We start from the raw sequence: 14187 nt of genomic DNA, 5'->3' as shown, positions 1-14187 counted from the left end.
GATAAACCTGAACATAAACTTCTGACAAAACGCCCTCTGTTTTACTGGATTATTAACCGATTCAGAGGGCTACAGATGTTACTGTTGTTAGTAATTGTGCTAAGCCTCTTTTTCAGAGTTTTCCCGCTGGAAATGCAACGTAAAATCATCAATGAAGCGATCAGCCTGAAACAGCTTGAGTTACTTTACCTCTATTGCGGTCTCTACATAGGGGCAGTGATTATCGCAAGTCTGATGAAATATTTTATTAATTCATTTCAGGCAATAATCGGCCAGAAAATTCTAATGGAGTTACGTCGGGAGCTATACAACCATATTCTCCAGTTGCCGCTGCCTTTTTTCCATAGAACTCAAGCAGGCACCATCATTTCAGCAGTGACCTCCGAATTGAATGCCATCGGTACCTTTCTTGGGGGAGCACTGGCTGTTCCGATAACTTCCGTGCTTACTTTTGTCGTTTTTGCCGGATATATGATTTATCTCAATCCACTGCTTGGACTGATCAGTATAGCTGTCTATCCATTTGAGCTCATAGTCATTCCGTTCCTTCAACGTCGCTATAACCATGTGAACAGAACGCGCGTCACCACAACGCGGGCCATGGCAAATCTGGTTAACGAAGCAAGTTCCGGGATTCATGAAGTCCAGGGCAATGCCTCCTATGATCTCGAACGCAGCAAACTCGACCGTCTCATTTCGCGCCTCTATGTTATCATGCGCAAGCTCGCCATCCTCAAATACGGTATTAAATTCAGTAACAACCTGTTCCAGAGCCTTGGTCCCTTTTTACTTTTCCTGCTAGGAGGGTTCATGGCAATCAAAGGTGAATTTACTATTGGTGCTTTGGTAGCTTTTCTCTCTGCATACGAAAAAGTATACGACCCCTGGAAAGAGGTCATAGAATATTACCAAGGATTTCAGGACGCCCAGGTACGTTATAAGCAGATCATGGATTCATTTGATCTGGAACCGGAATACCTCCTTAAAGCACCCGATCGATCAGTACTGACTCTTAAAGGAGAGATAGAAGCACAAGATGTAGGATATTCTATTAATGGCAGCGTACGGATTCTTGATGATATCACCTTTAAGCTCAAGGCAGGAAATCATCTCGCCCTTGTTGGCTATTCCGGATCTGGCAAAAGCACACTCAGCCTGTTGCTTGGACAGCTATACAGCTATACAGACGGACTACTGTCCATTGACCAGCATAAAATTAGTGACCTTACCAAAGCTGATGTATCAAAAAATATCAGCTTTGTGGCCCAGCATCCCTTTATTTTCACTGGGACTGTTCGGGAAAATCTTCTCTACTCCTGCAACGCACTACACATCTCAGGACAACTCGATAATATTCCCGAAAGAGACGATATTATCGAGATGATCAATAATGTGGGTCTGTCAGAAGATGTCATTCGCTGGGGCCTAAAAACAGTAATCCCCCCTAAACACGCTTATCCACTTGTTGATAAATTCCTGCGAATGAGAGAAATAGTGCTGGAACAATTACGAGAGCAATTCACTCATGTTGTTGAGTTTTACGATTCAAATGATTTTCTCGAACATTCCAATCTCGGCATTAACCTCACCTTCAGTAGCTATCCCGGCAGCCCGCAGGTGGGGAAGCTACTTGACAACCACGCTTTCAGAGATTTTTTGACAGCTCAGGAGATTGAAGACGAGTTGTGTGAACTGGGACTTGCCATCGCCAGCACAACCATTAGCTTTCTTGGCAGTTTTCAAAACGACGAGTTTTTCTTTCAGGGCAGTCCCATGGAACCGCATCAGCTGGATAACTATGCGCTCCTGATAAAAAAGTCTCAGAAGAAAGGTCTCGTAGATTTTACCCGCAAGGATAAAGATCAACTGCTATCCCTTGCCCTGCAGTTTACTCCTGGAAAGCATAAAATTTACACTATCTCCAAAACACTTAAAGATAGAATTCTTGGACTCAGACACACCTTTCTGCAAAATGTGCTGGGAATTGATCTTGAGCAATGCCGAAATGGTGTTCTCCAACGTACAATTTACGATATGGCTCAGGTAGCCCCCGAACAGCATAAAATCTTCTTCACGCCATTCTGTACCAGCCAATACCTTTACTCTCATACACTGCTTGACAATATCATCTTTGGTACTGTAATTGAAAAGGAAGTGGTGCAGTCAACCCTTGCTCCACTTGCCCTGCGCCAATTCGATGAACAGGGCCTGCTCGTCGAAGTTTCTGAGATTGGCCTCGATTTTCATGTGGGAAGTAAAGGTGACAGGCTCTCAGGCGGTCAAAAGCAGAAAATTGCCATCGCCCGGGCACTGCTGAAAAGATCTCCCATCCTTATTCTTGATGAAGCTACGGCCAGCCTTGATAACCGATCTCAAGCCCAAATTCAGAACTATATCGAAAAGCATCTTAAGGGTACTACCACAGTCGTGGCAGTCGTCCATCGTCTTGACATGATCGCGGGATATGACCATATTTTAGTGATGAAAGCTGGAAAAGTTGTAGAATCCGGCGAATATACCGAATTAATGAATCAGCAGGGGAGTCTGTATGAGCTTGTCCACAGTAACTGACTGTAACTGCAGAATATCCGAAGATTTTGATATACTGCGACGTATGGAAGTCTTTTCAAGCGCACCTGCTGAAGTCATCAAGCTCTTTGCTTATTTCGCTAAACACAGGGTGTATCAACCCGGAGAAATGATTCTTCAGCAAGGGTATAAAGCTGATAGTTGCTTTTTTTTAATTCGAGGGAAAGTTGAAGTTACTGCGATGCATAAAGGGCAGCATGTAGTTCTTCAGCACTTGGCAGACAACGCTTTTTTTGGTGAACTTGCTCTACTCGCCCGTTTCGAATGGTTCTTCTCAGTCAAAGCACTTGAGGAAACCGAGCTCATCATTACTGATCGTGAAAGTTTCCAGAAGATACTGGAAAAATACCCTGATAGACGTGAGAGAATTACAGAGAAAATTGTTCAGCTGCGTATTTCGCGATTTGAGCATCAGACAGCCTATCTGCTCGACAAGCTCATTGATTCCGGTGTAAATACAGAAATTGGGAGCCAACCGTTCATTATTTAGTTTTTAAGGATTATATTCCTGGGACAATTACATCATATGCGACCAGCTAAATTTTTTTCTTATATCTTCGTCATTACCTTTTTGATCAGCAACATGCATAGTGAAGTTTCCGCCTCGAACAACGTTCCACATGAGGTCGGCGGGTTCAGCCTTGGTTCGGATATCAGTGAGTATCCTGACGCCATGGATACAAACTATTTAAAAGAGATGGTCATTACAGACTGGCGTGGTTTTAGAAAAGGGATTATCAGCTACGGGATCTGCAAATACACCAATAAGATTCTTAAAATACGATTCAAATATGAAAATTCTGATAAAAAGTATTTCCATGTTCTGCTAAAAGAATTTAAGAAGAAATATGGAGATCCACAAGAATGGAAGGGAGATTCATTTGGAATTCTTCATATATGGAAATGGTACTTCGTAGATGCTGACAAGAATAGAGTAAGCCTTACTCTCCAGCATAACCTCCGTGATCCCAATGAAAACATTGGCAATATGGTTAAACTCTCCTTTCCAGACATGCTCGATGAAGAACGTTTCTGTTTTAACGAAATGTGCGAAGAGATGAAAAGTGCACAAGACAAGCAACGTCTCGAAGAACTCAAAAAACCTGACTGGCAATATCTTGTCCCACGCTAAATCACACTTTCAAAATAGAACAGAAGCACACTCCCGCCAGATTGCATGGAATGGTCTTCAACTCTCTCTCCCTTCGAAGTGGGATGTTATAGTTTCCGCACCACGACATCTTCTGATAGAGCAGGATTTCAAACCTGTTGTTGAAATTCGCTGGGAACTGGACGGTCCTGCCACCGTCGAGCACGTGGTGAAATCTCTCCGGAAAAGTGCTGACAAATCATCTAGAGACACTATAGGCAAAATTCCTCTGCCTAAGGAATTTAGTGCTCTTGCCACCAAAAGAGGTGCCAGTGGCTTGAGCTGGAATTCTGAAGCATCGTTAAACTGCCTACTCTGGACATGTAAAAATACCAATGCCACTATCATATGCAGGTTATTTGATGCGTGTAAGGTCTCAACCTCCCGCATAATTGACCTTCTGCTGACCATAACATTTCAGAAATCTGAAACTACGAGCCAGTTATGGTCTGTTCAGGATTTTAAACTCTCAGTTCCATCCAGCTTTCAATTTGTCGATTATACATTCGCACCCGGCCTTACACGCTTAGCCTTTCAAAATAGGAATATGAATCTGCAGATCTGTAGATTAGCCCCTGCTCTTGAGAGACTTGCCTCACATCCGCTGAAAAGTATTCTCGCAGCACTTCAGGGTGATGTTGACGCAGGAGAAGTCATTCAGGATGAACCGATGCTATTGGAAACATGCAGTTACCCAACATTAATACAACAGTTACGCATGCGCCTGAAACGTAACAAACCTTTCCAATGGGGAAGAATCTGGCACGTTGAGGAACACAACAGAATATTAGCTCTCACTGCTGAGTCCATTCGCCCTTTCGAACTCGACACAGTTCACGAAATATGTTCACAATATGAAATTATTTAAGTCTCCACCTCCCAAAACACCTGGTCTCAGTCGTGACGATGCCCTCGCATGTATCCCTGACATTGCACCATCTATAGAATGGCAGGCAGATGATTCCGGAACCATCCTTGTTGAATACCAACTGGCAATAAAACCACTGCTGCTAGCAATTTTTAGGCGCTTTAACAAAAACCAACCCAAAAGAATGACACGAAAACTTCAACTCGACAGTTTAGGCAGCAGGGTCTGGACATATATAGACGGTAAACGAACTGTGAGTGCGATAATTAGTGAATTTGCCTTAGAGACAACCATCACCCGCCAGGAAGCAGAACAATCAGTAACGACTTTTCTTCGCGAACTCGGTAAACGAGGTTTAATAATTTTGAGATAATTCAGAGGGAATTTTTTGGGCCTGTCAAAGTCAACCGGTTCGTACAATCGCTCAGCAAAAGCGTGTATGCAAAATTACGCTCAGGCTATTTCTTCTCAAGTTGTTTTGCGAGCATTTGCAAATCATACCAGGTCGCCCGCTTCATTTCCGGGTTCTGTAGAAGATATGTAGGATGGTAAGTAGCAATTAACGGGATGGTCTTTCCTTCAGGAATCTTACACGTATGCAGGCGACCGCGTAATTTTGATAAGGTCTCACGCCTCTCAAGCAGGGTTCTGGTTGAAATCATCCCCATCGTAAGAAGTATTTCCGGCTCGAGTACAGCTATCTGTCTGTGCAGATAAGAAAGACATGCACGTACATGTTCAGCTTTGGGTTGACAGGATCCCGGAACTCCACATTTTATAACATTTGTAACGAAGACCTGATCTCTCGGAAATTGTATGGCATCAAGCATTTTGCCTAGCATTCTGTCCTGCTCAATCCCAAAAACTGTGCCGGAAGGCACCTGACGTCCCGGTTCCGTGACCAGCCAGTCCCCGACAATAAGCATTCGTGCTCTACTGCCACCGCCTCCAGCTGCAGCAACTGTACGGCTGGTATTGAGTGAGCAACCTCTACATAGGCTGACCTCCTCACGAATATTTGCAAGAGCCACTTGCGGATCAACAACAGCTTTAACTTTTGCCGGCTTAACCTGTACAGGACGAACCGAACGGGATTGCGGCCTGCCAACTTGCGGGGTCACAATCGACACTTTTTCAACAGCTCTTTTTTCAGGTTCGGCGCTCTGGAATCGATCGATATCCTCTCCAGCAGGGTATGAATCAATACCAACAGACGTATGATATGAAAGTATTGACCTTAGGTTCTGAATAATATTAGCTACTTGCATATTAATCTGCTTTTTTTGTCAAAACGACGGAAGAGATGATTGAGTATTCACATTATGCTAACCGGATTTTTTCAAAAGCCTGTCATACCCGTGTAATATTCAGGACAACATACCATACAGGCATCATTCTTTCCATTGCCTAAACTTTTCCCTTTGACTCCAGCCTACTACATGGTAGTAGTATCGCACTTTTTCGCAAAAAGTACCACAAATGTTGAAGCTTTTAAAATGAGCATATGCTAATATGGTATGACACGATGTGGTTGTAGATGGTCACGTCTGCTCATTCGAATTTGCATTTCCGATTCCATCGGGCAGGCACTTCATTCAAAAGCATTGCAAGGACGATGACATGGACAAGCACGAATTCAGAAAATCCCGAAAAAAACTTGCTAAAACCCAAAAACAGCTTTCTGGACTTCTGGGAATGTCCCTTAAGACAATCCACAGTTATGAGCAGGGATGGCGTACTATTCCAACACATATCGAACGCCAGTTGTACTTCCTCCTCATCCACCAGAGGGGACGTAATAACACCCTCACTCCATGCTGGGATAAAAAAGAATGCGGCCAGAAGGAACAGTGCCCTGCGTGGGAATTTCAATCAGGCCACCTCTGCTGGTTCCTCTGTGGCACCTTATGCGAATGTACACAGGACACAACCAATAAAAGCAAACTCGCGATTTGCAGATCCTGTGATATTTTCACCTCCTTACTGGAGTAGCCGATATACAATCAGGTTCTTTTCATTCTGCTGACAAACGATTTTGATATACGATCCGTTGCACTTTCAGAAATGAGAGTTACTGAATGAAAAGAATTTGACAATCAGGAAGGCGGGAACGATATGTCATAATTACCATTGCAACCTATTAAAGCAATACATATAATAGGCAGACAGAGTACACCATATCAAGTACCTATGCAGTGTACGCAACGTTCCCTGCCAACTGAGAGAGATTATGCCAATTTACGAATTTGAGTGTTTGGAATGCAAGGAAGTGTTTGAAAAAATAGTGCTTTCTGCTGAAAAAGTTAAAGATGTGTTATGCACACAATGCCAGAGCACCAAAGTAAGAAAAACCATCTCAGCCGGCAGTCACAGACTTGCGGGTGGTGGTGGGGTATTCCCCTCTGCGCCACAAGGTGGATGCGGAGGAAAATCACGATTCACCTGAGGCTAAAAAACTGGTCCGGGCGGACTAGAGTATTATTATTTTTCATCCTCATCCGGTTTAGAAAAATCATAAACCCTTTCATGAGGCTTGAGCATGCCAAATTCACCACGGGCTACCTCTTCCAGGTAGCCTGAATCGTTTTTCAGCTTATCAATCTCGACTTCCAACGTCACTTTATCCTTTTCTATCTTATCTGTCTCAGCCTGTAATTCCTGCAACTCCGAGCGCTGCTTCAGTATAGAAATCAAACCAATCCGAGGCGCTGCGCAAAGCCAGACCACTGCCAGCACGACTAAAGCGATACCTGCCCGTAAAATCCACTTCTGCTGAAGTGGAGTCAGTTTCTGTGTTTGATTTCTTCTCATACCTTATACGAATAATTCACGTCTGCGATGTACTCATAAACGAGGCATCAAGAGTTATAAAGAAAGGCTCATGAAACATGTACAACAGGATATGCGCCAATCCACAGTCAAACAAGACAGTCACAACACCGAAAAGTTGAATTAACAGGCAAAGTGCTTTACACATACAACAGAATCCAGCCAAACCAATCCAAAAATTTGTAATATAGAACTATTATAAATACACTGTAGAATTCATATGATTAATTCTCATTAAAGTTGAACAGATACCACTATGCTACCTTCACCACCTTTACACTGTCTGGTCAGCAGCTGCCTGATGGGATTATGCACACGTTACGATGCACACATAGTACCGGATAAACAGTGTATTGAGCACCTGCAAAAATCCGCCTGGATTCCCGTTTGTCCGGAACAACTCGGAGGACTTCCAACTCCCAGAGAAAAAGCAAAGCTTATCGATGGTGACGGCTATGGTGTCCTTGCAAACTCTGCAAGGGTAATGACTGATTCAGGAAAAGACGTCACTCAAAATTTCATCAAAGGTGCAGAGCAAGTATTAAAACTGGCCAGAGCCAGATCTATATCAACTATCATCCTGAAAAGTCGTTCACCTTCCTGCGGCATTTCAGGAAAAATTGGTGTCACCGCAGCCCTACTTAAAATGAATGGCTTTAAACTGATAGAGTTCTAACCGAACCTCGCCTTTATTTTATCCTCATAATCATCAGGATAACAATGCCCGCTTCATAAAGGATGTATAAAGGTCCACCCATAAGCAACATATTCACTACATCTGGCGTAGGTGTTAATAGAGCAGCAACAATAGCTATCATGAGCAGTGCATAGCGCCGGTTACGCTCAAAGAAACTTCTGGGACAAACCCCTACTTTTGCCATGAATACCATAAATATCGGCAATTCGAAAATCGCACCGAAGGCAAGAATAAAGAGGGTCACAAAGTTAACAAACCGTCCAACAGAAATAACAGGTTTCAGCTCTTCCGAACCGAATCCCAGCAGGAATTTGATACCAAACGGGAGGGTGACAAAGTAGCAGAACATTGTCCCTGCGTAAAACAACAGGCAAGTGAATAATACAAAGAAAAACAATTGCTTGCCTTCAACCTTAAACGGTTTCCCCATTGCTTTCCAGAGAACCGTCAACAACCATGGCATCAGTACAAAAACGGCTCCGAAAAGCGACATCTTCACATGTGCCAGAAACGGTCCTGCAACAGAAAAAAAGTAGAGTTTCTCTGCCAGATGTTCCTGCACATATCGCAGCATCTGCGGCGATAAGAAAAATATTGTCAGTGTCACCAGAAAAAGAGACAATCCAAGCCTGCGAATCGACTTACGAAGTTCCGAGATAAATATGATAAGAGATGAGTGAGCGGCCATCGAATGATAAAAAGAGAGTTAAATAGCGTTCCGAGACGAGATTACCAACGTATTAAAGCATGGCATTTTAGTCATAAATTGTGATGGCTAGGATAGCAGAAGCGCTATCTAATTGCAATTTGATTGAGGTTGCGTTCATCCACCAGCCATGATAAACATGAAATACTTACATAAGTTATATAGTTTCCATCCGAAAATTCCGCATTTTGCCTGAAATCCAGGACTGCTGAAACAGCATATCCGACATATATTTGATATTGCATATATATGTTTTCAACCTAATGCCTAGGAGGGTGTCCGAGAATAGGGATTTTGGTCAAAATCGAGATATTTTCCAAAAATAAGCACAGCCATATAAATGATATTGCGAGCATTATTTTTGGAAAATTCCGAAGAGTTTGAGAAAAAGCCATTCTCGGACGGCCTCCTAGTACTTTGTGTACGGTCAATTTTCGAAGAAAAGCTATCCATTTTACTATTGAGTTTCCACAACACACAACTTCTGCCTAAAAAATACAATCATGCTAGAACTACGATTTATACGGGAAAATATAGAGCTCGTTAAAGATAAATGCTCCCGCCGGGGAATGGACACCGCTCCGATCGACACTTTTTTAACTATCGATCAACGACGCCTTAAGATTCTTGGTGAAGTCGAGAACCTAAAAAACAAACGTAATATTGCTTCAAAAGAGATTGCACAACTCAAGCAGGGCTCTGCCGAGGAAAAGGCGCAGGCTGAACCGATGATCATTGAAATGCGTGATATCGGCCAAACCATAAAAGAGCTCGATAATGAACTTGCAGAGATTCAGGACAAGTTGCAGGAAATCGTCATGGCTATCCCTAATCTTTGCGATGACAGTGTCCCTGTCGGTAATGACGATAGCGATAACATAGAGATTAGAACCTGGGGTGAAAAAAGAGAATACACCTTTACTCCCAAACCTCATTGGGAAGTTGGTGAAGACCTCCAGATTCTGGATTTTGAACGTGCTGCAAAGCTCTCGGGTTCCAGATTTGCTTTGCTTACCGGATTTGGTTCCAGGCTATCCCGTGCCCTTGTCAATTTCATGCTTGATCTGCATACACAAAAACATGGATACACAGAAGTGTTACCACCATTTCTTGTTAATACACCAAGCATGACTGCAACAGGACAACTGCCGAAGTTTGCCGATGACCTGTTTAAAATTGATGACTGGGATCTCTACCTCATCCCTACAGCTGAAGTTCCGGTTACCAATATTCACCGTGACGAAACCCTCGATGAAAAAGACCTGCCAGTCAAATACACAGCCTACACACCGTGCTTTAGGTCTGAAGCCGGGTCTCATGGACGTGATACACGCGGACTTATTCGGCAGCACCAGTTTGAAAAAGTTGAACTGGTTAAATTCACCACACCTGAAACTTCCATGGATGCCCTCGAAGAGCTTCTTGGAGAGGCAGAAGAAGTCTTGCAATTACTAGGACTTCATTACAGGGTAGTTAATCTCTGCTCTGGCGATCTCGGCTTTTCTTCAACCAAAACGTATGACATTGAGGTCTGGTTACCTGGCCAACAAACCTACCGGGAAATTTCTTCCTGTTCCAACTTCCTTGATTTCCAGGCAAGACGCGGTTCAATCCGCTATCGCCCTGATGGTCAGAAGAAGAGCAAGCTGGTACATACGCTAAATGGTTCAGGTCTTGCTGTAGGCAGAACTTTACTCGCAATACTTGAGACGTACCAACAGGAAGACGGTTCTGTTGCTTTACCGGAAGTGCTTAAACCGTATTTTGAGAAAAGGTTCTAGAAGACTGTCCGACAATAGCCTTTGCTCCAAACTCTTCGTTATAACAAAACCAATGCTCGCAATATCATATACATATATGACTGCGATTGTTTTTTAATACTACCTCGATTTTGACCCGAATCCCTATTCTCGGACAGCCTCCCAGATGGCCGTCCGAGAATAGGCAGTTCTTCTCAAATCGTTTGATTTTGCTAATAAAACAGCAAAGACATATGTATGATATCGAAGTCTACATTTACCTTCGAGCGTTGTTATTATTGAAATGACGAATAGTTGAGGTAGATAAGTGCAGAATTCGAGAGGGCATTCCCGGACACCCTCCTAACCAATCCCTCAAGCTAAGCAAGTGAGACTAATGCAGAAATGTTTGATTAACCTCAAACCCGTAATGTGTGTTGCATCATTAACGCTTTTATTCACATTTTTCTCACTGCCTGCTTTCAGTGTCTCACTATCCGCAATAACTGTTGCCCACCAGGCAACAACTGAAACACCTGAAGAGAGTCCCGCAGTCTCAGAAACGACTTCTCTCATTGCTACTCTGAGCGATGAACAGGTCCGAAAACTGCTCATTGAAGAGTTGAAAAAGAATAGCGCAAGCTCTCAATCCAAATCAGTACTATCTAATGAAATCCCTGGACCCGGAGCGTTCTTCGGCGAGTTGCTTCAATCTCTTACCCAAAAGTCAGACTCCTCCGAAATAAAAGTACGACAACTTCTTGCCAGCATTCCCGATGTTGTTCCTGATCTCAAAAAAGTTTTTCTCTCGCTTTGACCCTTCGGAACTTCCCGGGGGGCTCTTGGGAACATACTTTGGGTTTCACTTTTCATTATTGTGGGCTATCTGATCGAAATTATTTTTAAGCATTTTGTCTTTAAACGGATTTCTACAGGATCTGTTAATGGAAACCTGCCTTCTGTACTTTCCGGATTGGACAAATTTTCTGCTTCCCTCGTTAAACAATTACCTCATGCTATTGGTTTGTTATTATTTTTTGGTGGGGCGTATCTTGCATATTTCTCCTTCATCTGGACTGATTCACCATTTGTTCAGCTGTTTTTCCTCGCAGTGCTCATTGGTATCACTTTCATTCGTGTTATTGCCTTAATTTCACGCATCATTTTTTCACCCAAAAATATGCTATTTCGGCTTCTGCCAATGCAATGTAATATCGCTACAGGAGTACATCGTCTTATAGTTTGGTCAACAAGTTATATGGCTATGGTACTGATGTTGTCTGTGATTACCATACGACTGGGTGCCCAGACCAATACCGTAAGTCTGCTCCTACTTTTTTTCGCCACTATCCTGCTCACCATTACAGGTGCAATCATTATTTTCTACAGATCTCTGATTAAGGATCAGATTGTATCTGCTGTAGAGATATACGGTGAAACAGCAAGTTGGGGTAGAACAACCTTTGCTTCTATCTGGCACCTGCTTGCTCTGTCATATTTATTCGCTCTATGGCTGCTTTTGTTTAACAACCTCATCGACCCGGAACAAAAACATCGCGGGGCATTTATGCTCAGCTTCTTTGTTCTACCAATCTGGATAGTCACAGACAAACTGCTTCAATGGCTGATCAAATACGCTATGGAGACTCTCAAAATCCATACGGATGATTACAACGATCAGGATGTTCCAACAGAGGAGGAACAAGAACAGAGAGATAAAGGCAGGCAGACTTTTCGAAAGGTGATGGCTTTTTCACGATCCGGTCTCGTTCTTGCGCTTTTTGTCTGGGTGGCAAGCCTCTGGAACATTAAAATCCCTGTGTTTTCAAATCTGACTTCCGTTCTTTTTGATTCATTGATCATTCTCGCAGTGGCGCTCATTTTTTGGCAGTTTATCAGCTCATGGATTGAAAGGAAAATTCAGGAATCAATCCCCGCGGAAGAAGAAAACAAAGACGAAGATGATGAATGGGGATCAGCTGCAACACGCGGCAGATCCTACACCCTGCTACCGATGATCAGGCGATTTATCGGAACTATACTTGTCACAATGGTCACCATGACGATCCTTTCCTCTACCGGAGTCGATATTGGACCCCTGCTTGCTGGAGCCGGTGTGATTGGGCTTGCAGTTGGATTTGGAGCCCAGAAACTTGTAGCCGATATGTTCTCCGGTTTTTTCTACCTGTTGGATGACGCATTCCGTGTAGGTGAATATGTCGAAGCGGGCGGAATATCAGGAACAGTTGAAAACATCAGTCTCCGAAACGTCATGCTGAGGCATCATCGAGGAATGTTGCAGATCGTGCCACACAGCGAACTCGGGGCAATCACAAATTATATGCGGGGTGGTATCGTGGTGAAGTTCAACCTCGACTTCCCGTATGATGCTGAAATTGATACAATTCGTAAAATAATCAAGAAAGTTGGTCAGGCGATGTTAGCGGATGAAGAATTTGGAGCGGATTTTATCAGACCTGTTAAATCTCAAGGTGTACGGGAAATTACCAACTCGGTTATGACCATAAGGGTAAAGTTCACTGCGAAACCCGGTGCCCACTTTGTCATCAGAAGAGAAGCCTATAAGAGGATAACGGAGGCATTGCGGGCCAAAGGTATCCATTACGCCCATAGAAAAGTTATTGTAGACATTCCGGAACAGACAACTGAAAACACCAAAGATCACATCATAAAAGCAGCAGGTGCTGCCGGTCACAATGCGCTTGACGCCGAAGCCTCACAGAATAGTGCACCCGCAGACAGTCAAAAGGGATTCGACGGTTGAAAAATTGCAGTAATAAGCACCTGCAGGCCCAATTGAAAACGAGTTATTTCTTTATTCTTATTCGCAATTCAATATCGGTAATATCGTCAACCAGCTTAAGCGAACGTACAAAACCATGAACTGTTCCTGCGAGCGACTCTTGTACAAAGCCCTTCAACGGCACTTTATGACCGTTTATTAACAACGCTGCTGTCTCATGTCCTTTCCCTTTGCCAACCATCAACCGCTTCTCGATAAATTGGGCAATCTCAAGACTTTCGCTCAAACGAAAAATATAATCACCGGCAATATCTTCAATATCAGTTGCCACTGCGATGACACCGTGCACTTCATTTCGAAGCATCTGATCAGGGTTACGTGTCACCTCAATTTTTGATATTTTACGAGCATTTTTGAACCCCTCTCCGATGACTATATCCGCATCAGGAAAATAACGATGAGCAAGAGTCCTCAGAGATAAACTTTTATTTGATGTCTGCAAAACCATCTGGTCAGGTCCGACGAACATCACACTATCAGCACCAGCTTCTTTATGCTGAGCGGTATCTGTTCCTGCACAATCAAACTGAGCACCACCTTCACAGCTCGATTTGATTACAGCTACCCGATACCCCATATTTTTGAGGTGCTCAACAACCTTGCATACCAAAGTTGTTTTGCCGCTATCATGCCAACCGATAAATGTTACTATTGAAGACAATTGTTACTCCCGATTGAAAAATCTTTATGACTAGTTGACCGTAACTATCCAGCAAGAAGTGAAGTTTACTGTTAGGTGAATAGTTACAATTGATTACGCTTATACTTAGTAATCGAACCCCTGA

General features: G+C 43.3%; 15 protein-coding genes. 11 read left to right on the top strand and 4 right to left on the bottom strand.

What is annotated here, in order from left to right:
• Positions 1-75: 75 nt before the first annotated feature.
• The 5 genes from FCL46_RS01680 to FCL46_RS01660 are packed head-to-tail and all read left to right on the top strand — an operon-like array spanning position 76 to position 4980.
• Positions 76-2571, top strand: coding sequence for an ABC transporter ATP-binding protein/permease (locus FCL46_RS01680; RefSeq protein ID WP_228723308.1), 2496 nt, complete (start codon positions 76-78; stop codon positions 2569-2571).
• A complete protein-coding gene (locus FCL46_RS01675; RefSeq protein WP_136809692.1) occupies positions 2549-3079 on the top strand; it encodes a cyclic nucleotide-binding domain-containing protein in 531 nt (176 codons plus the stop codon). Before FCL46_RS01680 ends, FCL46_RS01675 begins: the two co-directional genes overlap by 23 nt.
• 36 nt (positions 3080-3115) lie before the next feature.
• Entirely contained in the window at positions 3116-3721 is a 606-nt protein-coding gene (locus FCL46_RS01670) for a hypothetical protein (RefSeq protein WP_136809693.1), read from the top strand.
• Positions 3654-4607 carry a hypothetical protein gene (locus tag FCL46_RS01665; protein WP_136809694.1) on the top strand — a complete coding sequence of 318 codons (954 nt, stop codon included), beginning with the start codon at positions 3654-3656 and terminating at the stop codon, positions 4605-4607. The genes FCL46_RS01670 and FCL46_RS01665 overlap by 68 nt, the downstream gene beginning before the upstream one ends.
• On the top strand, positions 4594-4980 hold the full coding sequence (locus FCL46_RS01660; protein ID WP_136809695.1) for a PqqD family protein: 387 nt from the start codon (positions 4594-4596) through the stop codon (positions 4978-4980). The genes FCL46_RS01665 and FCL46_RS01660 overlap by 14 nt, the downstream gene beginning before the upstream one ends.
• 85 nt (positions 4981-5065) lie before the next feature.
• Here FCL46_RS01660 and FCL46_RS01655 read toward each other — a convergent pair whose 3' ends face one another.
• On the bottom strand, positions 5066-5875 hold the full coding sequence (locus FCL46_RS01655; RefSeq protein WP_136809696.1) for a uracil-DNA glycosylase: 810 nt from the start codon (positions 5873-5875) through the stop codon (positions 5066-5068).
• 352 nt (positions 5876-6227) lie between these two features.
• Between FCL46_RS01655 and FCL46_RS01650 the strand changes: the two genes are divergently transcribed.
• The gene (locus FCL46_RS01650) at positions 6228-6599 is read left to right on the top strand and encodes a helix-turn-helix domain-containing protein (protein WP_136809697.1); all 372 of its coding nucleotides are present in this window, start codon (positions 6228-6230) and stop codon (positions 6597-6599) included.
• Between the two features lie 238 nt (positions 6600-6837).
• Positions 6838-7053, top strand: a complete 216-nt coding sequence (locus FCL46_RS01645; RefSeq protein ID WP_136809698.1) for an FmdB family zinc ribbon protein — start codon at positions 6838-6840, stop codon at positions 7051-7053.
• A gap of 35 nt (positions 7054-7088) precedes the next feature.
• On the opposite strand, the gene FCL46_RS01640 is transcribed toward FCL46_RS01645, so the two are convergent.
• The gene (locus FCL46_RS01640; RefSeq protein WP_136809699.1) at positions 7089-7418 is read right to left on the bottom strand and encodes an FtsB family cell division protein; all 330 of its coding nucleotides are present in this window, start codon (positions 7416-7418) and stop codon (positions 7089-7091) included.
• Positions 7419-7737: 319 nt separating this feature from the next.
• Here FCL46_RS01640 and FCL46_RS01635 point away from each other — a divergent pair, with 319 nt between their 5' ends.
• A complete protein-coding gene (locus FCL46_RS01635) occupies positions 7738-8112 on the top strand; it encodes a 2-thiouracil desulfurase family protein (RefSeq protein WP_267313666.1) in 375 nt (124 codons plus the stop codon).
• 13 nt (positions 8113-8125) lie between these two features.
• On the opposite strand, the gene tatC is transcribed toward FCL46_RS01635, so the two are convergent.
• Positions 8126-8821, bottom strand: a complete 696-nt coding sequence (gene tatC / locus FCL46_RS01630) for a twin-arginine translocase subunit TatC (protein WP_136809701.1) — start codon at positions 8819-8821, stop codon at positions 8126-8128.
• A gap of 521 nt (positions 8822-9342) precedes the next feature.
• On the opposite strand from tatC, the gene serS reads away from it, so the two are divergent.
• From serS to FCL46_RS01615, 3 genes are all read left to right on the top strand, one after another.
• Positions 9343-10620, top strand: a complete 1278-nt coding sequence (gene serS / locus FCL46_RS01625; protein ID WP_136809702.1) for a serine--tRNA ligase — start codon at positions 9343-9345, stop codon at positions 10618-10620.
• Positions 10621-10975: 355 nt separating this feature from the next.
• Positions 10976-11395: a hypothetical protein gene (locus tag FCL46_RS01620; protein ID WP_136809703.1), complete on the top strand. Its 420-nt coding sequence runs from the start codon at positions 10976-10978 to the stop codon at positions 11393-11395.
• A gap of 60 nt (positions 11396-11455) precedes the next feature.
• Positions 11456-13363 carry a mechanosensitive ion channel family protein gene (locus FCL46_RS01615; protein WP_136809704.1) on the top strand — a complete coding sequence of 636 codons (1908 nt, stop codon included), beginning with the start codon at positions 11456-11458 and terminating at the stop codon, positions 13361-13363.
• A gap of 43 nt (positions 13364-13406) precedes the next feature.
• Here the strand turns inward: FCL46_RS01615 and mobB are convergent, their stop codons facing one another.
• Positions 13407-14063 carry a molybdopterin-guanine dinucleotide biosynthesis protein B gene (gene mobB, locus FCL46_RS01610; RefSeq protein WP_136809705.1) on the bottom strand — a complete coding sequence of 219 codons (657 nt, stop codon included), beginning with the start codon at positions 14061-14063 and terminating at the stop codon, positions 13407-13409.
• Positions 14064-14187: the final 124 nt, after the last annotated feature.

It is taken from the genome of Desulfosediminicola flagellatus, assembly GCF_005116655.2.
GTDB classification, from domain to species: domain Bacteria; phylum Desulfobacterota; class Desulfobulbia; order Desulfobulbales; family Desulfocapsaceae; genus Desulfopila; species Desulfopila flagellata.
The sequence above is the reverse complement of the archived record's forward strand: the minus strand, read 5'-3'. Positions and strand labels throughout refer to the sequence as shown.

Excerpts from the sequence above, each read along its gene's own strand:
- tatC (WP_136809701.1), bottom strand. The coding sequence starts at position 8,821 with ATGGCCGCTCACTCATCTCTTATCATATTTATCTCGGAACTTCGTAAG.
- FCL46_RS01670 (WP_136809693.1), top strand. The coding sequence starts at position 3,116 with ATGCGACCAGCTAAATTTTTTTCTTATATCTTCGTCATTACCTTTTTG.
- FCL46_RS01620 (WP_136809703.1), top strand. The coding sequence starts at position 10,976 with ATGCAGAAATGTTTGATTAACCTCAAACCCGTAATGTGTGTTGCATCA.
- FCL46_RS01645 (WP_136809698.1), top strand. The coding sequence starts at position 6,838 with ATGCCAATTTACGAATTTGAGTGTTTGGAATGCAAGGAAGTGTTTGAA.
- serS (WP_136809702.1), top strand. The coding sequence starts at position 9,343 with ATGCTAGAACTACGATTTATACGGGAAAATATAGAGCTCGTTAAAGAT.
- FCL46_RS01660 (WP_136809695.1), top strand. The coding sequence starts at position 4,594 with ATGAAATTATTTAAGTCTCCACCTCCCAAAACACCTGGTCTCAGTCGT.
- FCL46_RS01675 (WP_136809692.1), top strand. The coding sequence starts at position 2,549 with ATGAGCTTGTCCACAGTAACTGACTGTAACTGCAGAATATCCGAAGAT.
- FCL46_RS01650 (WP_136809697.1), top strand. The coding sequence starts at position 6,228 with ATGGACAAGCACGAATTCAGAAAATCCCGAAAAAAACTTGCTAAAACC.
- FCL46_RS01655 (WP_136809696.1), bottom strand. The coding sequence starts at position 5,875 with ATGCAAGTAGCTAATATTATTCAGAACCTAAGGTCAATACTTTCATAT.
- FCL46_RS01635 (WP_267313666.1), top strand. The coding sequence starts at position 7,738 with ATGGGATTATGCACACGTTACGATGCACACATAGTACCGGATAAACAG.
- FCL46_RS01680 (WP_228723308.1), top strand. The coding sequence starts at position 76 with ATGTTACTGTTGTTAGTAATTGTGCTAAGCCTCTTTTTCAGAGTTTTC.
- FCL46_RS01640 (WP_136809699.1), bottom strand. The coding sequence starts at position 7,418 with ATGAGAAGAAATCAAACACAGAAACTGACTCCACTTCAGCAGAAGTGG.